This is a genomic window from Shewanella sp. BJSY2023SW005 (assembly GCF_047314585.1).
Taxonomy (GTDB): Bacteria; Pseudomonadota; Gammaproteobacteria; order Enterobacterales; family Shewanellaceae; genus Shewanella; species Shewanella algae.
Genome location: NZ_JBKORJ010000053.1, coordinates 236,835 through 259,303 on the forward strand (window position 1 = coordinate 236,835; position 22,469 = coordinate 259,303).

Below are 22,469 nucleotides of genomic sequence, written 5' to 3' on the forward strand. Positions count from 1 at the left end.
GACCGATACAAGACAGAATTCATAAATCGAGTAAAGAGCAAAGATAGGCTGCATATTCATTGCTTCCCATAGATATCGCGTGTTGCCTGAGTTGTTCTTTGGATATCCAATGCTGTCGCAAAGCTATTTCCTCAAGACAAGCAATCTTTACTTGCTGCAATGTTTGAATACTCTGAACAAAACATGCAGCCTGGTGGAGCGACTCTACGGTACCGGTATCAAGCCAAGCAAACCCTCGACCCAAGCACTCAACATCCAGGACGTTTTCCATCAAGTAATGATTGATAAGGTCTACTATTTCGAGCTCGCCTCGCGCAGAAGGTTGCAAGCTCTTGGCAATGTCTGATGCTCTTCCATCTAAAAAATACAAACCTGTCTGTGCCCAATTAGATTTAGGCTTCAAAGGTTTTTCTTCAATCGATATAGGCTTTCCAGAATCATCAAATGTTATAACCCCAAAGCGCTGAGGATTTTTCACTTGGCAAGCAAAAACAGTTGCGCCTATATCTCGGGCACGTTTAGTCATTACATTATTTAACTGACCGGTGAACCCTTGGCCGTAAAAGATATTGTCGCCAAGGATTAGGCAACAAGGTTGCTGCTTCAAAAAATCATCGGCCAAAATCAGCGCTTGAGCAATCCCTTGGGGCTCATGCTGAACCAAGTACTCAAGTCTAATCCCATAAGCACTTCCATCACCAAGTAAACGCTCAAATGCGGTCCGATCCTGAGGAGTGGTTATGATGAGAACTTCACGAATACCCGCCAACATAAGAACCGATAAAGGATAATAAATCATCGGCTTATCAAATACGGGCAGTAGCTGCTTGGATATCCCACGAGTAGTAGGAAACAAACGGCTACCTGTACCGCCAGCTAATACAATGCCTTTCATGGCTACCTTTTATCTGCTGAAACCGTTCCAGCACACTCGTTACGGTCACAATATTACTGTCCAGCACTTTTACGACGATTGACATACCAAGCAACTGTTTTACGTAGACCTGATTCAAAAGACTCATAAGGTTGCCAACCTAATTCAGTTTGAATCTTGTTGGCGTCTATAGCGTAGCGCATATCATGACCAGGCCTATCCGCAACATAACTAATCAACTGCTCATACTGTGTCAAATCTTTGGGCTTGTTAGGGGCAAACTCTTCCAAAAGAGTACAGATAGCCCTCACAACATCAATATTTCGCCTCTCACTCTGCCCCCCTATATTATAGGTTTCACCTATACGCCCTTGAGTTAGAACGCTATACAATGCTCGTACATGATCTTCAACATAAAGCCAATCTCTTACTTGCTCCCCTCTTCCATATATTGGCAAAGGATTACCTTCCAGCGCACAGGATATCATCCGTGGAATTAACTTTTCTGAGTGTTGATAAGGGCCATAGTTATTTGAACAATTACTGATAACTACAGGTAAGCCGTAGGTTTTATACCACGCACGCACCAAATGATCACTGGAAGCTTTGGATGCAGAATATGGGCTGCTGGGCCCATATCGATTGTTTTCAGTAAATGGTGAATCTAACAAATCTAGCTCACCATAGACTTCATCTGTGGAAACATGAAGAAAACGAAAGTTAGCCTTTTGAACACCACAAAGACCTTGCCAATAGCTACGAGCGGCTTCTAATAAAGTGTAAGTGCCCACTATATTGGTCTGAATGAAAGCAGCAGGCCCATCGATTGAACGGTCGACATGACTTTCCGCTGCTAGGTGGACAACTACATCTGGTTTATGTTTCTCAAATACTCTATCTAATTCCGCTCGGTCACAAACGTCAATCAGCTCAAAAGCGTATCTTTTATCTTTCTCTACGCTAACAAGAGACTCGAGATTGCCTGCATAAGTTAACTTATCAACATTAATCACACTATCTTGAGTATTGTTGAGAAGATGACGAATAACAGCCGAGCCAATAAATCCGGCTCCACCTGTAACTAAAACATTCATTTTTCACTACCAATATTGATGAGTTCAGCCATGCTATATGACTATTTCTGAGTGGTATATTCTAATAATATTTCATTACACTTCGCTGAATCTCACCTGCTGAAAACGAAAATGCCCACTGTAGTAAAAAGTGGGCATTCACTTGAAGTAAAAGTAAAGTCTATTGTGCTAGCAAATTCAATAGTTGCTGACGAAACTCTTTACCCAGCTTTTCATTACGCAGACCATATTCGACAAAAGCTGTCATATAACCAAGCTTATCACCACAATCATGAGACTTACCTGTCATATTGAAGGCTTCGACGGTGTCTGATTCAATCAACATGTCTATTGCGTCTGTTAATTGGATCTCATCACCTGCACCAGCCGGGGTTTTAGCCAGTAAATCCCAGATTTTTTCTGACAAAACATAACGACCAACAACAGCTAAGTTTGATGGTGCTTCACCAACGGCAGGCTTCTCAACCATCGCCTTAATAATTGATGACTCTCCAGGCGCAATGTCTACCCCAACACAATCAGCAATACCGTACTTGTTCACTTCATCTTGAGGTACTGGAGCAACCATAATTTGGCTAGCTTGAGCCACTTTATAGCGTTTGATCATCGCCGCCAGATTTTCGGAGCTTTGATCGGCACTATACTCATCCAAAATCACATCAGGTAACACAACCGCAAAAGGACTGTTGCCTATACAAGGTTTTGCGCAAAGCACTGCATGACCAAGCCCCTTAGCCTCGCCCTGACGTACATGCATAATAGTCACGTCTTTAGGGCAAATTGATTGCACCTCATCAAGTAGCTGACGCTTTACCCGCTTCTCAAGAGTCGACTCAAGCTCATATGAGGTGTCAAAATGGTTTTCGATCGCATTTTTACTGGCATGAGTCACCAGCACAATCTCTTTCACTCCGGCTGCAACACATTCATTCACTATGTATTGAATAAGCGGCTTATCAACCAGCGGTAACATCTCTTTCGGGATAGCCTTAGTCGCAGGAAGCATACGGGTACCAAGTCCCGCTACGGGAATAACAACTTTCATAAAAATTCCGATAATAAAAATACATAAAATCCTCTACAAAGGATTTTCGCGACATGCAATAAACTAAGCTTTGCGAAGCCAAGTCAATATTTGCCAAACATGAGCCAAAGCCCAGTTATAAGCCATAAAAATAGCTAAAAAAGCAACGAACATAATCCATTCTGAAACATTAAACCATTCGCCCGCTATACCAATAACAGCCAAGCCTACTGACACTATGGTTATACGAACCAAGGTTTGCTTACGACTATAACCTGCTCTTTCAAAAATGTGATGAAGATGATCTCGATCGGGTTTAAAGGGTGAAAGCCCCTTTTTAACACGACGATACATAATTGCCGCCATATCCATTAGCGGAATACCAATCAAATACAAGGCAGTAACTGGTGCAAATACTCGCACATCATCTTCAACACCTAATACTAATAACCATACTACAGTCAATCCGATCAACATACTCCCTGCATCACCCATAAATATTTTCTGAACGGACTCAAAAGGCCACCTCAAATTGAATATCAAATAACCAACAATGGCGCCTATAAAAAGTAGTGTCAAAACAAACCAATGACTTCCGGCAATGTAAAATAAAAATGCAAGAGAAGTAAACGTGACGAGGCTCAACATACCAGCTAAGCCATCAATACCGTCAACCATATTGAAAGCATTTATAGCACCAATAACAGCTAATACCGTAACAAAAACACCTAGGTAACCAAGTTTCAACTCAAAGAAATAGACAATATCCCCCAAAGAGGTAATATAAAATCCCGCACCAAAAATAAGAATCGAGGATGTGATAATTTGTGCAACAATCCTGACTCGAACAGACAAATCATATTTATCATCCAACACGCCCAAAAATAGTATAAGTGCAGCAGAAATCAAGTAAAGATTGAACACCTGGTTTTGTTCAAACACAATACTGGAAACAAGCAAAACACTACAATATATTGAAACGCCACCGATTAACGGTATGGCGCCAACATGTGTTTTCCTTTCATTTGGTAAATCGACTAAGCCCACTTTTTCTGCGATTGGGTGAAACAATTTAATCGCAACGCACGTTAAACAAAACACCGTAACAAACGGTATAAAGTATTCCATAAACTCTCTTCCCTAAGCTCATACAGAATGACGAGGAACCGTACTGTTCCCTGCCGCCAACAACAACCAGCCATATAGTATAACCGCTATATGACAAGGTAAAAACGGTTCAACCTAACTTTGCACCTGAAGCCAAATCTATTTTACGTTGGTTTTGTAAACTTGAACCAACGATGCATAAATGCGGTAATGCGCCAGACATAACTAATCGCGAGATAGTACAAAGCAAACACAAGCAAAAATGCGACAAACATCACGGTTTCACTAATCTGAAGATACTCGGACCAAACCCCCACTGCCGCCATCAAGGTAGCTATCAAACAGATGACCAGTAATGACATTCTCGGTGACATCCCAACGCGTTGACAAATATGGTGCAAATGTTCTCTATCTGGCTTAAACGGTGATTGACCCTTTTTGATGCGGCGCAACATGATGCACACCATATCCATTAACGGCAACCCGATAAACCACAAAGCTGTCACCGGACGAATAACCGCCTCTTGCTGATCCTGACTCGCCACAATCAATAACCAGATGACGGTAAAACCAATAAACATACTACCGGCATCACCCATAAACACTTTAAAACGACGGCCAAACGGAATGCCTAAATTCAGCGTGATATAAGGCAACATCGCCACCATGAACAGTAAACAAAATCGGGCTAACTCGATATGTCCTGCGCCATAAAACATGTAACCTAGCGCAGCAAAGGTCACCGAGGCTAAACCGCCTAACAAACCATCAATGCCATCAACCATGTTAAAGGCGTTAATTGCCCCGATAACGGCTAAAATGGTCACCACGTAACTTATAATGGTAGGTAAAATTAACGGCTCATTACCGGCGATAAAACCTAAATAATGAAGGCTCTTATAACCGACCAAAATCATCGCGAGCGAGATCACAGTCTGCACCAGCAATCGGGTTTTAAAGCTGAGATCAAAACGATCATCCAGCGCGCCTAATACGATTAGCACTGTAGAGCAAATCATATAGAGCATCGCACTACTATCGACATCAACCACCAAACAGATGTTGAACATGGTCGCGAGATAGATTGCAATACCACCAATTAACGGCACTTGGCCAACATGTAATTTGCGTTCATTAGGCTTGTCGACCAAGCCTACTTTTTTGGCTAACTTTCGGCATACAAATAACAAAATAAACGAACTAAAAAAAACACTGACTAATGAAAAGCTGGTCGACATACTAGACTCGATGGTTTACGAAACCAAAATGATAATTAAAAGCAGGATTCAACTGACTCCGTGACGGAGCATCATCTGATCCAGTACAACAGCGTACTGACACAACGTCCATGTATTTAATTTCAATCAGTTAGTCGATACTGAGACATATTGACCACGCCACTAAAAAGGCGTTAAAGCAACCCTATCCCAATAGTTAACAAGGGGCATTATAACGTAAAAAATCAGCCAAAATAATCAATTAACGGCAATAATGGCTAAAAATGAGACAGTCGAGAGCCTGTGTCTAAAAACCGTCTCATTAACTCACCTAGGTCATTGATTTATCGTTATACAACAAACGACACCCAATAGGTTTGACTATTTGACATACATTTCGTTAGTCAGAACCAAACAGATCGCGAGTATATACTTTATCAGCAACATCACTAATTTCATCTACCATTCGATTAGATACAATCACATCAGAGAGTGCTTTAAATTCATTAAGATCTTTAATCACTTTTGAGTGAAAAAACTCAGGCTCATTAAGCACTGGCTCATATACCACGACTTCAATGCCTTTCGCCTTAATACGCTTCATTATTCCCTGGATTGAAGATGCACGGAAGTTATCTGAGCCAGCTTTCATGATTAAGCGATAGATACCCACCACTTTGGGGTTACGCTTAATTATGGAGCCAGCAATAAAATCTTTTCTGGTGGTGTTGGCATCTACAATGGCTCCAATAATATTGTTCGGCACATCCGCGTAGTTGGCACGCAATTGCTTAGTGTCTTTAGGTAAGCAATAGCCACCATAACCAAATGAAGGATTGTTGTAGTGGTTGCCAATACGAGGATCTAAGCCCACCCCTTCGATAATTTGGCGTGAGTCCAAACCGTGTGCTTCAGCGTAAGAGTCTAACTCGTTGAAGTAAGCCACACGCAGTGCAAGATACGTGTTAGAAAACAGCTTAACTGCTTCGGCTTCGGTAGAGTCGGTAAACAGTACTTCAACGTCTTGCTTCACCGCGCCTTCAAGAAGTAAGTTCGCGAACACTTTAGCGCGATCAGATCTTTCACCCACAATAATACGAGACGGATGCAAGTTGTCGTACAGTGCCCGACCTTCACGTAAAAACTCCGGTGAAAATATTAGGTTTTCACAGTTCAACTCTTCTTTGATGCGAGCAGTATAACCAACTGGAACGGTAGATTTGATTACCATCACCGCTTGTGGATTAATTGCCATCACCTCTTTAATCACCGCTTCAACAGAAGAGGTATTAAAATAATTGGTTTCAACATCATAGTCCGTTGGAGTAGCAATCACCACAAAATCAGCTTCTTTGTAAGCCAATTCTTTATCCAGCGTTGCGGTAAAGGTTAAAGACTTATTAGCCAAAAAGTCTTCAATCTCAACATCCACTATTGGTGACTGCTTATTGTTTAATAACTTAACTTTTTCTTCGATGATATCAACAGCGATAACATCATGATGCTGAGCTAGCAGCATCGCGTTTGACAGGCCAACATAGCCTGTTCCAGCAATAGCGATTTTCATGGTTAAACCTTAATACAAATAACTACGAAATAAAGAACACAATTTTTTGATTAATCGATAAGGTATCAAAAATGACCTCAACATCATGTTAGCTACCAACCTTGTATCTTTATAAATATAAAAAGCAAACCAAGATGCAAATGCGTAAGAGATAATAGTCGCATAAGATGCTCCTATAGCCCCATATGAGGGAATCAATATAGCGTTAAATGTAATATTAACTATTGCCCCAATTCCTTGCGACCATAAAGAGTACTTCAGCAAGCCCTCAACAATCAACCACTTACTCGCCACAGCCCTCATAAATACAAATATTGAAGCCCATATATGAATAATTAGAATGCCAGTAACCTTTTCGTAAGCAACGCCAAAAATATGTGTTATTATCCATGGAGAAAACAACTGAATAAAAATAGCTAAAGACAAAGAGAGTAAGAAAAGTATGTCACAAGTCTGCTGTAACCTCATATTATAATCAACAATAGATTTACTTTTAACTTTAATTAAGATTGGATAACATGAAGCCATAATAGCGTTAGGTATAAAATACCATACCTCAGAGAATTTTGCAGCTAATGCATAATAGCCAACCTCTTCCATGCTAGTAAGTTTACCTAACATTACTTGATCGACTTTAAGATATAAAACTGCGCACAATGAAGAAAAAATAAGCCAGTAACTTTTTGACAAAAGTGATTTAGCCAAAGACCAATCAAATCGCCACTTAGTAATATCATTCGCATGATAACTATAAGCTAAAAGTAAAAACACTCCTTGAAAAACAAAGTCGCAAGAGAAGATGAATATTATTGTTTTGAATTCTGCCTGATAGTAAATTGCAGCAAGCTTTATAACAAAAGAAATAACTATCGCAAAAGTTCTTGCTATAGAAACGTACTTAGCTAGAACTAATGACTCAAAATAGAATGAAACACCTGTAAGGGACAAAAATAAACTACCAATTGACAAAGAAATGACATACATTAATTCATCATTAGAAACAAAAAAAAATTTTGAAAAAAATATTAAGGATATCGCACCTAAAAATGCCCCAAACATTCTTAGAAAAATTGCGGTCCCCATTATCTTTGCTTGCGGATAAACTCCGTCAATCAATTCCTTACTTATTAATGAATTTAAACCTAATGCAGCTAGCGGGCTAACCAGACCGACTAAAGCTAGGCAGTAAGAAAGAGTTCCCCAATCCTCGATATTTAGATACCGAGTCATAAGGACCGTTATAAGTAATGTACTAGCCATTGAAAACAATTTTTCTATTATCAAAATACCAGAATTACTTATGATTCGTCGAACCATGAAAAAACCTATCATTTACCAATAGCGAGAAGAGTCCGGCAAAAAGAGTAATAGCTATATCTTTTTTAAAATCACTAAAAAAAAGTATCTAACTAAACTAATTTGCCTTTTAAACCTTGTAGGCTGTGAACAGAGTCTATATAACCACTCTAGCCCAAACTTACGGAAAAATGCTGGAGCCCTTTTTACTCGGCCAGTGTAGACATCATAACTACCACCTACCCCCATATAAATAGCATTAATCCCAGCCTTCTTGCATTTGAAAATAAACTCTTCTTGGCGTGGAGATCCCATTGCAACTGTTACGACTGAAGGACACGAGCTTTTAATCTTCTGAATCAGACTCTCTTCACTTTTAAAATAACCATTAGATGAACCACATAAGTTAATCGTATAGTTTGCCTTAAGCTTATTAACAGTCTCATTTAAAACCTCATCGCTGCCTCCAACTAAGAATACCCTAAGATTATTATCTCCAGAATATTTCATTAGACGTTCCCACAACTCACATCCAGGCAATCTAACTACAGGACGACCAAGTCGCCAACTCATAACTTTAGAAACACCAACTCCATCTGGATATTTAATATCACTATCAAGCAAAATATTCTTGATAACCAAGCTATCCCTAGCCGCAACTATTTTTTCCGGATTTACAGCTATTACAGTAGCAAACCCTGTTGCTCTATACTTAGAAACCATTCCCTCAATAATATCATCAAATGAATTAAAAGAACTTATGCAAATACCACCAATAGTAACAGTTTCAACATCATTCATTATTGCAACCCATAAAACTAATAACTCTCGAACTTATAACTTCAGCATCAAAACTCTCAACAACATGTTTTTTTGCAAACAAACTCATTCTAGCCCTATTTTTCACGCAAATTTCAATAGCTTTTTTTATTGAATATATATCATCATCATTAATTAAAACACCAGCTAAACTATCAGGTACTACATCGGGTATAGCTTGATATGCCAATGCAACAACAGGTAAACCACAAGCCATTGCCTCCAAATAACCCATACCAAAAGAGTCATATTTAGAAGTCAAACAGAACAAATCATGATTAAGATATAGTTCAGATTTTTTTTCATAGTTAATCCAACCTGTAAAAGATACTCTATCATCTAAGCCCAATTTGTATACTTTGTTTTTCAAAGAAGACATTAAAGGCCCATCACCGGCAATAGTTAAAGAAAAATTATCAGGCATAATCGTCATTGCATCTATAACTGAACTAAAGCCCTTTCCTTCAACTAATCTAGCCATTGACAATATTTTTATATTTTTCCTTTCAGAATTATTAGTTCTTTCATGGGCAATCGCCATGAAGTTATGATCTAGAGGGTTGGGTGCAATTTCTATTTTTCCGCTAAGATAAGGATATTTATTTAAAAGTAAGTCCTTCCACCATGGAGTTAAAACCATTATGCCATCTGAAGATTTAAAAAAAATATTCAGAAGCCAATTATATTTACCATTTAATATATAATCTGCCATTTTAGGTGAGTGTATGTGGTAAAAGACTCGCCCTCTTTTAAATCTCACGACAACTGATAATATAAACTTTCTTAACATTGAAAACCATGGTCCACAATGAAACCATACAGCATCATTTTTCTCACAAGATCTCAGTATAAAGAAAAAACTTGAGAAAAATGATTTAATTAGCTTACCCTCTTCGTGTGAAGCAACCAGCACTAAGGGAACAGATTTCATAGCACTTGAATTGCTGTAACCAATCAACGCTGTGCTTATACCCCCTTTACCTACTCCTACTCTAGTTGCTACTGAAATTATTTTTGGCATTTACGCATTCCTAAACTTTATATGTTTTGCTGGGTTTCCTCCAACAACTTCATAGTCATGAACATTTTTAGTTATAACACTACCCGCGGCAATAATAGCACCTGTACCAATAGTAACACCAGGCAATATAATTGCCCGCTGACCGATCCAAACATCATCCCCTATTTTGACTGGTCTGCGCTCCGTATTACCTTGCAATCGCATAGGTATATCAGTACGAGATGTGTTGTGGCCAACACTAAAAATGACAACTTCGGGAGCCATCATTACGTTATTACCAATCTCTACATCATTTGAAATTTGACATCGCTCTCCAATACTAGAAAAGTGTCCTATTATAATTGCTCCACCCCGTCCAAACTTAGCACATCTATTTACATTGACTTCACGCCCAGTCTTAAGGAAAATTCTTTTGACTGCAAACCGTCTAATATTACAAAAAAAATTCCCCATAATAGGGAATTCATTTTTAGGCAATAAAGATGCGAAGCCATAATAAAAAACCAAGGCAATATTTTTATAGAACATTTCTAAGTCCTTTATATACTTTCACAAAATCTTTAAACATCACATATGAAACATGAACAAACAGAGATGCAACACTATCACTATATTCATGATATTGCTTTGCTTTTTCACAAAATTTAACAAAATCAGTTTTTTTACAAAAAAAATCTAACTGCGCAATATGTAATTGATGATACATTGGATTAGCATAATTTGCATGATTCCTGAAAGTTGGAGAATCTAGCGAATATGCACTCCAACCACCAGGTAAATCATACTCATCAATAATTAATGATAAAGTAGTCAAATGTTTGTTTAACAAAACTTTATACTGAGAGTCAAAATTTGAAAGCTCATATAAACCAATTAGGCTATACAAGTATCCATTTAAAACATGAATATTGTCATCAGGGAAAGGATACTCCTCAATCACATCGCCATACACCGATTCTGATGATACAGTCCCCCCATCTCTAACATTGGTGAGCATAGGTTCTACAGCTTGCTTAGCCGCTCTAAGATACTTTTTGTCATCAAATATAATAAATCCTCTTATCAGAGCAGAAACCCCCAACCCCTGAGCTAGACCTGAATACCAGGGTGCTTTATTGATTCTTTTTGAAATATGGTTATCGAACTCTATAGGCCATCGACCTTTTTCATCCATATTGTCAACCAACCAATCAAGGTTGGAACGAAGAAAATCATAATACTGATAGTTTTCATTAACATATTTCCCTTCATGAACTATCATTAGTGCAATATTTACGGGGTTGTACTGAACACCTCTAATGCTGGTTAAGTTTAAAATTTTGTCGTAATTAGTAACATAAACGCCATTATCATCGACCATAGATAGCCTATTTTCACGGTGACTTGCTTCATAATACCAAGAAATAGGGTAAGTCAAATTTGAACTTAAGTCTGATGAAACTGTATAGCGTTGAATCGAATGAAGTTCATTAGCCCTATATAAGACAGAGAATAAATATAAAGAAAAAACAGCAAAGAACAAAAATAAGAATCTAAACCTAAGCTTTTTCACAATATTTCCTATTAACAAACATTAAATTCAACGACACTGCCCATGTAATAGCTAGAAGCCCAGAAGTCCAAACGTGGCCAGCTATAAAAGCAAAAAATAAAAGCAATAAATTTGACACTATCTGATATGGAGCATACTCACTAGACTTAACATGATACAAAGGAATAAAGACACTAAGAAGAGAAAGAACAATTAAAAATATTGAAAAAGGGAAACCGAAGTACATTGCAGCATCAATTGGGTCGATTTCAATATATGTTCTACCTGTTTGTTCGAATAGTAAACTATGCCCAGAACCAAACAAAAAATAAAAAACACTATCTGACTGATATAGACTATTTAAGAATGAAATCAAAAACTCTTCTCTACCTGAAAAAATAACCCCCAACAATCCATCACGGTAAAAGAAGTATTTTGCCCTTTCTAAAACCCCAACATCATAGAATAGGTCATTAAATTTATAACCAAACATGAAGATCAATAAAATACCTAAAAAAACATAAATAAATCTTAATCTTGTGATGTATATCACGCTTTGCCTTTCCGATAAAATTGGAATCAAAAAAACAATCAACAATGATGACAATAAAGCTGCCTTAGTTGCGATTGATATACCTACAATAATCACTATAAGAGAATGGAAAAGATAAACTATAAGCTTAATTTTACCATCGTTTTTCCAAATCTTAAAAAGGAAAAAACTAGAGACCACTATAAATAGAGCACTAAGTTCGTTCCCAGCGAGAAAAAAACCTTTATAACCTAGACCAGTACTAGGATAAGTATTATATCCAACACCTATAAATCCTATTAACACACTTAAAATTACAACAAAATAGTTAAAAGATAGAAATTTAATCGAAAGAAATTCAAATTTATTAGGATTACGACAATAACACTGATGAAAAAATACACAAAGAGACATTAACATATAATATTTTATCATCAAAGGTATATCATGAACCAACACTAAATGGGAGCTAGTAAAAACCAAACTCAACGGTGATAATAGAATTAACAACAATATCGAAAACAAAAACACACCTATCAATATTGAAGATTTTAGTATACTTAAAGTAACAAGCCCCAAAATAAAAACCTTGTACAATACCGACAATGGTATATTTACATTGAGACTTTGCACCAATATTCCATTTAAAGAGTCAACAAGCAGATATGGAAATATTAACAACCATATTGTATTTTCAAGACTTACTTTTTGAGAAAGATTTAGTAACATTTTTCCTTACCATCTTAGTAAGCACCTTTACTCTATTTAACAATGGCTTTGGAATTAATAGCACAGCCCAAACTTTTAACCAAACTGTTTTCCTACAATTTATAAAAGAATAAAAGTTTAATAATTTAATTAATGCATGAAATCTTTTACCTGAATATATTTCATATTGGGCGACACGTCCTATAAGAAAAGTATAATAAGCTTTATGTGACAAATGGTCCCCAATTTTATTCAACCAAAATTTCGCAGGAATATAATCATATGAGTTACTGATTCGTCCTATTTGATCATCATCAAACATATATACTAAAGGTCTTGCTATAAAAAATGATGTGTTGCAGTTCAATTCAAGTTTCAAAACGAAGTCGTAATCTTGAAATCTTTTTAGTTCTGGATCAAATACTACATAATCTAAGAGTTCACGTTTTATAAAAATTGTAGATGTCTGAATTGAACCATTTCTCACAAGCAAATAATCTGTATATGATTCATTTTTTAATATGGAAAAAGATGGAACAATTCCACTTTGGTTACCAATTTTTTCAACTTGGCTATATACAAAATCTACATTTTTTTCTTCAATATAATTTAAGCATATTTCCAATTTTTTAGGGTGCCAAGAATCATCTGAATCAAGAAATGCAACGTATTCCCCTTTAGCTAATCTTATACCAGTATTCCGTGAGGCACCACCATGTAGGTTTTGACTATGTCTTGTATAAATAATATTAATATCTGAAAAACTTTTTATTATTTCTCTTAATTTATCTGAATCATTAGAACAGTCATCCACAACAATGACTTCTATATTTTTGTAAGACTGCTCTCTAATGCTAATTAATGTTCTCTTTATAATGTGAGAACGATTATAAACAGGAACTATTACACTTATTAGTTTGTCCACTCTAAACACACCATTAAAACATGTCTTGACACATAAAACTTATCATCATTTAATTAATGTTTGCATGTCATTAAAAACCTGATCCCACATTTTATTAACTTCCAATTTTAGATTGTCTGAGCAGTCTTTAATTCTAACTGTAACAGCATCATAATATTCATCATCAGAAACTAATTTGATAAAATAATCTAAAGCCTTGTCATGATCTTTTATTACATCAAATAAAGCCTCATCTACATTGTAATCCTGCAATAAACATCTATATTTATGACTCCACCCTGTCGCAATTACTGGTATGCCTTGACTCAAAGCACTAACCAAACCATGAAACCTTGAACTTATAACAACATGTGAGTTTCCAACAACCCATTTGATTTTTAATGGATCTATCGGTTCGAGAATTGGTATTTCAATTCCTGTTCTTCTGACCATCTCTACAGCTAAAAGTCTATCCTTTTCACCTTCATGAATGACAATAAATGGCTTTTTATCTTTAACGTAAGATTCCTTCAACAATTTAACCATCATTTCAATATAGTGTTCACCATCACCTGTCTTTTCCAACATTTTTGAATTTGGAATAAAACAAGTTTGATGTTTTAAAAAGTCGAATTCTGAATATTCATGACCTTTTATTAGATTTGTAAAGTCTGAACACAAACCAATGTTAACATCTTTTGCAATATCACTAGCATATTTTAAAGAAATTGGATCTCTAGCAAATACTTTATCTGCATAATTAAAAATCTTAGCAGATACATTGCGAGTCAAATCATCTTTAAATGGCCCCAATGCTTGCGGCAACAAGTATACTTTTTTCCCTTTGTTTTTTAACTTTTTAATAGTTGAACCAAGTCTATATTCTATTAAATCTGGACCCCATTGATCTCCATAAGAAAAGCCCGATGCGTCAATAATGACATCGACATCCATTGTAGAAATTATTCCAAACACATGTAACAATTTTTTAGGTAACAATCCAACAATTTTACCAACGTCAATACCAAATTTCTTTACTCTTGCTATCTGATATAAACCAAACTTAGATCTTAGAGCATAATCACCATAGGGTTCCACTGCAAATATTGCCTCAATCCCTCGTCTGTTGAATTGTTCTATAATAGCAGCCAACATTAATTCAGCGCCCTTGTTAGGAAAACCAATACCTTTTACTTCCACTACTAATTTTTTCACTTTGTATAACTCTTAATTGATGTTCTTAAAACAGAAATTGATTTCTTAGATGAATAAGGTATATAAGATTCTTCATCTGCAAAACCTACACTAATCATCATGACGACACGCTTATATTCAGGTAATGAAACTTCCTTTCGCAAAGCTATTTCATTTGATTCTATTTCCGGCCAGTTAATAGGGCAAGAACTTAAACCGAGGGTTTCAAGAGCTAGCATAAATTGCATACTGGCCAACGCACTATCAATATAAATAACGTGCCTATCAGCTTCGGTCGCATAACAAGACAAATCACCTATCATCAGCACAACACAAGGTACTTGCTCTGAAAAACCAGTAGTTCCATTAGCTAAAGAGGTGATTTTCGGAGCTATTTCCTTGTCATTGATAACCAAGAACTCAAAAGGTTGTCTATTACAAGCGCTTGGAGCCGTTTTAGCTAGTTCAATAGCCATATTAATTTTTTGATCTGGTACAATCTCGTTCTTGTACCACCTTACAGATCGTCTTTGTTGGGCTAACTGCATTAACTCCTCATAGGAAACATCTGATTTGATACATTCAGCTCTCTTATAGGGAATGTACTTTTTATCGCTATTAATGCCGATTTTTATTGAATTAAATTCATTGCGTGCTTGAGAAATTCGCTTAGTATTACCTACAACTGAAAAATACAAGGTCAATACATCTAATGCCCATTTGTATTCTTCATCACAGATGCATCCATTCTTAGTAGCATCTTTAAAAAGTCCAACACATTCGATTATATATGCTTCTGCAAATATCTTTTTTCTCGGTTGAATAGACAATCCTTTTTCTAATCTATGAATATTCCTACGAAGTTGTGGACTAGTTTCATTTGGATTACTACTAATAGCTAAAAACTCTCTTCTTGCCTTTAAAACAGCAGTTTGTTCAAAACGGTATGAGTTGTTAACAAAAAAATAATATATAGATGAAAAACATTTACTTGATGAAAAAAAAGTAAGCTTAAATGTATTAATATTTAGCAGTACACATTTTAATTTCAACTTTAACGAAAGAGGGATTTTATTTTTAATTCTATTTAGCATGTCGCTACCTTTAACACTTTGTTGAGATAAATCACGCCCAAATTCCTTTAGTATCTATAACATATTCATTTTTTGCTGGCTTACAGCTTTTAAATTCTTTGTGGTCAACAAGCATTACGTGAATATCCGCAGTATCAAATGCCTTTTCAGAGGAAACAAGTTCAATACCGGGAAGCTGTGCTGGTAATAATTCGATATTAGGCTCTACCGCGACCACCAAACCTGTATGCATTTCACTGATAAGCTGTGTAATACCAAGAGCAGGACTTTCACGTAAGTCATCTATATCAGGTTTAAACGCTAAGCCGTAGCAAGCTATAGTCACATCCTTAGCTGTTTTAGATGGATTAGCTTGTAGAAAGTCTGCGATGGCTAACTTGACTTTATTAATTACCCACTCAGGCTTTGCATCATTGACTTTACGAGCAGTATGAATCAATTGTGCTTCATTTGGTGTCTTAGACACTATGAACCAAGGATCTACCGCAATACAGTGACCTCCAACACCAGGGCCTGGCTGTAAAATGTTAATGCGAGGATGTCTATTGGCTAAAGAAATCAACTCCCAAACATCAATATCTAATTTGTCGCAAATAACCGATAACTCATTAGCAAATGCGATCTGCACATCACGACAACTATTTTCCGTTAACTTAGCCATTTCTGCCGTACGAGCATTCGTTACAACACACTCTCCTTGAACGAAAGTTTTGTAAAGCTCAACGGAACGCTCGGAACAACGAGAAGACATACCACCTATAACGCGGTCATTTTCAACAAGTTCACGGACCACATGACCAGGTAAAACACGTTCAGGGCAATGAGCTACGTTTACATCAGCTTCACTACCTGCCTTTTGTGGGAAAGTTAAATCAGGACGAGCAGTAGCTAACCATTCTGCAACTTGTTCTGTCGCGCCTACAGGGGAAGTCGATTCTAAAATGACTAAGTCACCTTTCTTTAAAACAGGCGCGATGCCATTACAAGCAGATTCAATATAACTTAGATCAGGCTCGGGAACTTGTCCTTCTTCACATGGTAAAAATGGAGTAGGGACAGCAATTAGGAATGCATCAGCAGGTTCAGCAGCCGTTACGGCCTTCAAATAACCTTCAGTTACAGCTGAATGCACAATCATATCTAGATCAGGTTCTACGATATGAATTTTACCTTGATTGATGGTATCAACTGCATGTTGGTTTACATCAACACCAATAACCTTCTTTTTGCGAGATGCAAACATTGCAGCAGTAGGTAAACCGATATAGCCCAGTCCAATGACTGAAATCGTTTCAAATGACATTTCTTTTCCTAAATTCTTACTTAACTAATTCTTCTAAAATTCTCTGACACGCTTTGCCACCCCCGTAGGGATTATGCGCATAGCTCATCTTTTGGTATGCATCTGCATCAGTCAGCAGCTCATCTAGATTAGACACTATTTGGTTAACGTCAGTACCAACCAACTTAACTGTCCCCGCCTCAACAGCTTCAGGGCGCTCTGTAGTATCCCGCATAACTAGGACAGGCTTTCCTAACGAAGGGGCCTCTTCTTGAATTCCGCCAGAATCCGTAAGAATGAGATGTGCCCTATCCATGAGATAAATAAAAGGAAGGTATTGCTGAGGTTCGATCAACAAAATATTGTCTACATCACCCAAAATACGATTTACTGGCTCTCTAACATTTGGATTCAAATGCATCGGATATAAAATTTGCGTCTCTGGATGCGCTTTTGCAGTTATGGCTAAAGCTTCGCAAATACGCTCAAATCCACCACCAAAACTTTCCCTGCGATGACCAGTGACCAAGATAAGCTTTTTGCTTTCGTCTAAGAAAGGGAACTGTTCAGCAATGGTATTTTTAAGATCTGTATCTGAGTCAATTTTGTCTTTCACCATCAATAAGGCATCAATAACAGTATTACCTGTTACTATGATGTTGCTTGGGTCAAAGTTCTCTTTGAGAAGATTCTGCTTCGAAGTTTCTGTTGGTGCGAAATGATACTTAGTCAGCACGCCCGTCAAGCGGCGGTTTGCTTCTTCTGGCCAAGGAGAGTAAATATTTCCAGTACGAAGGCCTGCCTCTACGTGCCCTACTGCAATTTGTTCATAGTAAGCTGCAAGACTCGCTGCAAAAGTAGTTGCTGTATCACCATGCACAAGCACGACATCTGGCTTAAACTCTTGAAGGACAGGTTTTAACTTCTGAATAATACCGGAAGTGATATCACTCAATGTCTGACCAGCTTTCATTAAATCAAGATCGTAATCCGGTGTTATTTCAAATAATTCGAGTACTTGATCGAGCATTTCCCTGTGTTGTGCTGTAACGCAACACTTTGCTTCAAAACGGTCATCGGAGGCTAAAGCATGAACTAGAGGGGCCATTTTGATTGCTTCTGGCCGGGTACCAAAAACAGTAAGCACTTTCTTTTTTGTCATTACATCGGACCTTTTTATTACCTTCTACCTAGAATTAAGTTACTAGATTACAATTTTACAACCTCAGCCTTTAAACCTAGCTGAGATATTTTTTATCCATTTTATGACCATCGAATCTTCGTCATCTCTTGAGGATACTAGATTTCACCGTTTTTCTGTTCTTTATTTAACAGAAGTTGTCCCAATAGACTCTGCACATTTTTTAGCTAGATTTCAGAATTTTTTCTTACAAAATACCTGATAAGAACCATCATCACGGCCAACATCCCCCCCAACATGGTACCAAGCACACAAATTAATGCTCGCTTTGGCTTAGCCTTTTCTTCGGGGACAAAGGCTGGGTCGATTGTTTTAAACACATATTCATCCCGTACTTCGGCGAACATGATCGTTTTGGCCTGTTCTTCTACCAGTTTGTATAGAATGGTTCGAATGTCGGCGACATTAGTGAGTTCAATCTGCTTGTTTAAAAATTCACTACTTCGATTAGCCTCTGCGACATCCCGCTCTTTCATGGTTAGGTTGATATCTGCAACTAGCCAGTCTACCCATTGTTTAGCAACGTAAGGGGATTGATGTTCTATCGATATTCTCACCATACCATTTTCTTTATCTTTATCGACAACAAGTATTTCAGAAAATGCTTTATATGCTTCTTGTAAGGAAGGTTGTGGATGAAATGGGGGCTTAACCTCACGCACCCAAGTCTTGCTTTGTTGGTTATACATTTCAGGATCAAATGACAAACTGTTGTCGGCCATGTGCCACTTATCGACCGCCATTAGCTCAGGCAGTATTTGGTGTTTTTCAATAAAATCACCAATAAATTGCCTTGACTTGAGTACTTCAATAGCCAGTTGCGTCTTATCGGTGCCGCCTTTACCACCTAAGTTGATTCCAGCCATACTGGCAAGACCACCAAACTGAGAAGCAAGCCCGGCTAACCCACCAGCCCCCCGTTCTTCAGATGCTGGCGCCAATAGAGCTTCCGATTTATAGATATTCGGCAGCATAAGTGCAATAACCACAGAAGCAACGGCAAATACCAGAGTGACACCGGCAATTAACCATTTCCCTTGCCAGATTACTGAAAAGAGCTCACGGAGATCTATTTCGTCATCTCTCATCGTATTCACAGCGAACTGTGCATCCGGATGCTGTTGAGGAGTAATTTGTGAAGTCATATTATGTCTATTTTTTATACTGCATTGATTTTGTTCTAGAGCCTGAAATCACGGCTCTAGAACAAGTTTGTTATTAAGAATTACAACCCTGAAATTGTCGCTACTGCCACAGCCGTGTTGTAAATGATCTGGGTGACTTGACTCCAGAGCGTTAGGTTATCCTTATACTCTGTATCCAAGGGAACTATGATGGTATCTCCTGGCTGCAGATTATCTTCACTGCTGAACCACATAGAACGTTTTGGCATCATTACGGAACCATCTGCTTTGATCACATAAGTTCTGTCTTCATCGGCACGCTTACGGGCTCCACCAGACATATCAAGATACTGGTCCAGGGTGATACCTTCCTTATATCTGTGGGTCGATGCATGTTGAACTTCTCCCATAACAGCTATGGTCTGTTTGGTGGAAGGCACATAGAGAATATCTTGATCTTCGAGCTGAAGGTCGGCTTGAGTGATACCCACGGAGATAGCAGGTAAGTCAACAACCAGTCGGCCAACAGCTTTAATGCCTTCTAGATCTTTAAGCATCAACTGAGCATCTGCATAGTTGACCACATTGCCATCTTTGGAAACGCCTCGAGTGGCAATATCACGCCGAAGTTGATCGGCCAGTTTTTTGATTTCCATCTGCTCTTGTTTGCGAACAGACTCACGCACAAACACAGCTGATGGAAGATAAGCGTATTCAGTAAAGCCGCCAGCTCGTTGAATAACATCCTGTAGTGTTTCGCCGCGGCGGATGTTATATACGCCAGGGAACTTCACTTCCCCGCGTATTTCAACGGTCTGATGTTCCTGCCAATCAGGCGTAGTCATTACTGTGAGGATATCGCGCCCTTCGAGAGGCAGATCAGCAACTTTGTTACCTTGTAGAGCCGAAGTCAGATCTACAGTCTTATGCACTATTGATGAGCCAGCGGCATTTGTAACGGTGCGGGTTAACTCGGCTCTGGCAGTGTAGGCACCTTCCTTTAGGCCGCCAGCGGCTTCAATCAAAGAACTGACAGAAGCGTTAACCGTAAGCGGGTACATACCTTCGTGGCGAACCTGGCCACTGACAGCGACTATATTAACACTGCTGCCGGCGCGAGCCTGGGCATTAAGTTTGCTGATAACCGGATACAGAAGCTCACTGCGATTCATCATGTAACTATATTTAATTAAGTCAGTGTCATCAAAAAGATTCAACAACATCTTACTGACTTCGGAAGTCACAACCGCCTGTTCTTCATTTACTGTATCATTGCCTTCAATCACTATCCCACCAACAGTTCCACGCTTATGCAATCTTTTACTTTGCAGCACATTGAAACCAGCCTTGAACAGATCTGAGCCCAGTAACGAATCACCGGTAAGCGAAGTGACTTTAGCAACTCTTGCTTTAACCAGCTTGTTCAGCTCATATCTGTTGATGCTGTCATCGCTAAAGTTAAAGATGATCAACTTATCTCTTGGTTGCAGCGCCAAGTTCTCATCGGCGTCCTGATGCACTATTGCTTTGCCAGGTGCGAATTGATAAACCTCAATATTGCCATAATCATCTACTTCACGAAGCAGGATGGCGTAATCTAGATCTGCTGAAATTTGTAAATCGGACCAAATAGATTTGAGGATGTCATTGACTTTTAGGCCTTCATGCCATTGATATTTCCCTGGCCGAACCACAGCACCAACCAAGGTGATTGCATTATCATATTGGCCCGAGGTGCCTTTAACCCGAATAACATCACCGGCCTTGGCAAGCGTTTTTTGCCCTTTAGCAGACGTCAAATCAACCGTGAGCAGCGACTTAAGCCCCTGGTCATTATAACGCTCAACCACACTGCCTTTAGGATAGGAACCCGGTTTAGCCCCAGCTGCCATATTAACGACATCGCCAAGGGTTTCTCCCCCCTTGAGCTCATAAATTGCTGGACGGCGAACTTCACCGGCCACGCTGACCAGGCCACCTACTGGAGGAATGAACACCACATCCCCGGATTGCAGACGCATATCGCCTGAGGCATCACCGCGCATCAATAAGTCATAAAGATCCAGAGTACCGACCAATTTACCGCCACGCTTCAGCTGTACCTTACGCAGTGAACCTATTTCATTCACGCCGCCGGAGACAAACAGCGCTTGAGTCATGGTTGACAGACTGGATACAGTGTAAGAACCGGGTTTGTAGGCATCACCGGCCACAAAGATACGAATAGAGCGCAGTTCACCCATAGTGATATTCGACTCTATGCCTATCATCTGGTGTTTTATGCGTTTTTGCAGGGTATCTTTGGCTTCGGCAAAACTTAAACCGGCAATACTGATAGGACCAAGTTCAGGGAACTGTACAGTGCCATCGCGATTAACGGTAAGTGAGAACTCTCTATTGGTTTTACCGAAAAGTTGCACCATCAGGGTATCCCCTGGCCCCATCAGGTACTCACTGGGAACCGGCACATCGGAAACCGGAGCAAAAGTGCTGGGTTCACCGGCAAACAAGGAGTAACCAAAACGCTTGAGAGCACTCTTGTCTGTTGCTTCAACCGTAAAGTCTAAAGTTGGCTTTTCGCCCCCATTAGCGCTGTTATCCTTTTTTTCTCTTGGATAAACAACTTGCGGATTGACCGGCTTCTGACTGATGTTACTGCCTCCACTCAATATGGAAGGATCTATTCCATACTGCTTGGCTAACCTTTCCTGCTCAGCGCGAGGCAAATTTTTGAATTGTTCAATCATCTGAGGAGATGGCGTAATTGCCTGAGCTTGCGAGCCAAGCAAAGCCAGTGCTCCTATACTCGCTATGATGAGTTTTTTGGTTTTCTGTAACACCGTTGTCTCCGTAATGGTGAGTAACACTAAAAATCAAATG

The 22,469-nt window shown here is 38.6% G+C and carries 18 protein-coding genes and 1 pseudogene; all 19 read right to left on the minus strand.

Going from position 1 to position 22,469, the window contains the following annotated elements; all coding sequences use genetic code 11:
* Positions 1-19: 19 nt before the first annotated feature.
* Positions 20-895, minus strand: a complete 876-nt coding sequence (rfbA, locus tag ACMHXI_RS16860) for a glucose-1-phosphate thymidylyltransferase RfbA (protein WP_345876344.1) — start codon at positions 893-895, stop codon at positions 20-22.
* Positions 896-948: 53 nt separating this feature from the next.
* Positions 949-1,968: a dTDP-glucose 4,6-dehydratase gene (gene rfbB / locus ACMHXI_RS16865; RefSeq protein ID WP_413735553.1), complete on the minus strand. Its 1,020-nt coding sequence runs from the start codon at positions 1,966-1,968 to the stop codon at positions 949-951.
* A gap of 160 nt (positions 1,969-2,128) precedes the next feature.
* Positions 2,129-3,013: a UTP--glucose-1-phosphate uridylyltransferase GalU gene (galU, locus tag ACMHXI_RS16870; RefSeq protein WP_101060338.1), complete on the minus strand. Its 885-nt coding sequence runs from the start codon at positions 3,011-3,013 to the stop codon at positions 2,129-2,131.
* Positions 3,014-3,076: 63 nt separating this feature from the next.
* The gene (wecA, locus tag ACMHXI_RS16875; RefSeq protein WP_101060340.1) at positions 3,077-4,120 is read right to left on the minus strand and encodes a UDP-N-acetylglucosamine--undecaprenyl-phosphate N-acetylglucosaminephosphotransferase; all 1,044 of its coding nucleotides are present in this window, start codon (positions 4,118-4,120) and stop codon (positions 3,077-3,079) included.
* Positions 4,121-4,263: 143 nt separating this feature from the next.
* Entirely contained in the window at positions 4,264-5,337 is a 1,074-nt protein-coding gene (gene wecA, locus ACMHXI_RS16880) for a UDP-N-acetylglucosamine--undecaprenyl-phosphate N-acetylglucosaminephosphotransferase (RefSeq protein ID WP_101060342.1), read from the minus strand.
* A 379-nt stretch (positions 5,338-5,716) separates the two neighbouring features.
* Entirely contained in the window at positions 5,717-6,883 is a 1,167-nt protein-coding gene (locus tag ACMHXI_RS16885) for a nucleotide sugar dehydrogenase (RefSeq protein ID WP_101060344.1), read from the minus strand.
* A gap of 9 nt (positions 6,884-6,892) precedes the next feature.
* Positions 6,893-8,200 (minus strand): flippase, encoded by a 1,308-nt coding sequence (locus ACMHXI_RS16890; RefSeq protein ID WP_198556987.1) that lies wholly within the window; start codon positions 8,198-8,200, stop codon positions 6,893-6,895.
* Between the two features lie 54 nt (positions 8,201-8,254).
* Positions 8,255-8,980, minus strand: coding sequence for a WecB/TagA/CpsF family glycosyltransferase (locus tag ACMHXI_RS16895; protein WP_101060348.1), 726 nt, complete (start codon positions 8,978-8,980; stop codon positions 8,255-8,257).
* The gene (locus ACMHXI_RS16900) at positions 8,973-10,019 is read right to left on the minus strand and encodes a glycosyltransferase family 4 protein (protein ID WP_101060350.1); all 1,047 of its coding nucleotides are present in this window, start codon (positions 10,017-10,019) and stop codon (positions 8,973-8,975) included. Before ACMHXI_RS16900 ends, ACMHXI_RS16895 begins: the two co-directional genes overlap by 8 nt.
* A pseudogene (locus ACMHXI_RS16905) lies at positions 10,020-10,184 on the minus strand (DapH/DapD/GlmU-related protein); the annotation flags it as partial.
* Positions 10,185-10,536: 352 nt separating this feature from the next.
* Positions 10,537-11,571 (minus strand): D-glucuronyl C5-epimerase family protein, encoded by a 1,035-nt coding sequence (locus tag ACMHXI_RS16910; RefSeq protein WP_157824693.1) that lies wholly within the window; start codon positions 11,569-11,571, stop codon positions 10,537-10,539.
* The gene (locus tag ACMHXI_RS16915) at positions 11,558-12,811 is read right to left on the minus strand and encodes an O-antigen ligase family protein (protein ID WP_157824694.1); all 1,254 of its coding nucleotides are present in this window, start codon (positions 12,809-12,811) and stop codon (positions 11,558-11,560) included. Before ACMHXI_RS16915 ends, ACMHXI_RS16910 begins: the two co-directional genes overlap by 14 nt.
* Positions 12,777-13,715: a glycosyltransferase family 2 protein gene (locus ACMHXI_RS16920; RefSeq protein WP_157824695.1), complete on the minus strand. Its 939-nt coding sequence runs from the start codon at positions 13,713-13,715 to the stop codon at positions 12,777-12,779. Before ACMHXI_RS16920 ends, ACMHXI_RS16915 begins: the two co-directional genes overlap by 35 nt.
* Before the next feature lie 45 nt (positions 13,716-13,760).
* Positions 13,761-14,909, minus strand: coding sequence for a polysaccharide pyruvyl transferase family protein (locus ACMHXI_RS16925; RefSeq protein WP_101060360.1), 1,149 nt, complete (start codon positions 14,907-14,909; stop codon positions 13,761-13,763).
* Entirely contained in the window at positions 14,906-15,982 is a 1,077-nt protein-coding gene (locus ACMHXI_RS16930; protein ID WP_101060362.1) for a nitroreductase family protein, read from the minus strand. Before ACMHXI_RS16930 ends, ACMHXI_RS16925 begins: the two co-directional genes overlap by 4 nt.
* 31 nt (positions 15,983-16,013) lie before the next feature.
* Positions 16,014-17,285: a UDP-N-acetyl-D-mannosamine dehydrogenase gene (gene wecC / locus ACMHXI_RS16935; RefSeq protein WP_101060364.1), complete on the minus strand. Its 1,272-nt coding sequence runs from the start codon at positions 17,283-17,285 to the stop codon at positions 16,014-16,016.
* Between the two features lie 16 nt (positions 17,286-17,301).
* Positions 17,302-18,426, minus strand: a complete 1,125-nt coding sequence (gene wecB / locus ACMHXI_RS16940; protein ID WP_101060366.1) for a non-hydrolyzing UDP-N-acetylglucosamine 2-epimerase — start codon at positions 18,424-18,426, stop codon at positions 17,302-17,304.
* A 206-nt stretch (positions 18,427-18,632) separates the two neighbouring features.
* On the minus strand, positions 18,633-19,610 hold the full coding sequence (locus ACMHXI_RS16945) for a Wzz/FepE/Etk N-terminal domain-containing protein (RefSeq protein WP_101060368.1): 978 nt from the start codon (positions 19,608-19,610) through the stop codon (positions 18,633-18,635).
* 80 nt (positions 19,611-19,690) lie between these two features.
* Positions 19,691-22,429, minus strand: coding sequence for an SLBB domain-containing protein (locus ACMHXI_RS16950; protein WP_101060370.1), 2,739 nt, complete (start codon positions 22,427-22,429; stop codon positions 19,691-19,693).
* Positions 22,430-22,469 lie beyond the last annotated feature (40 nt).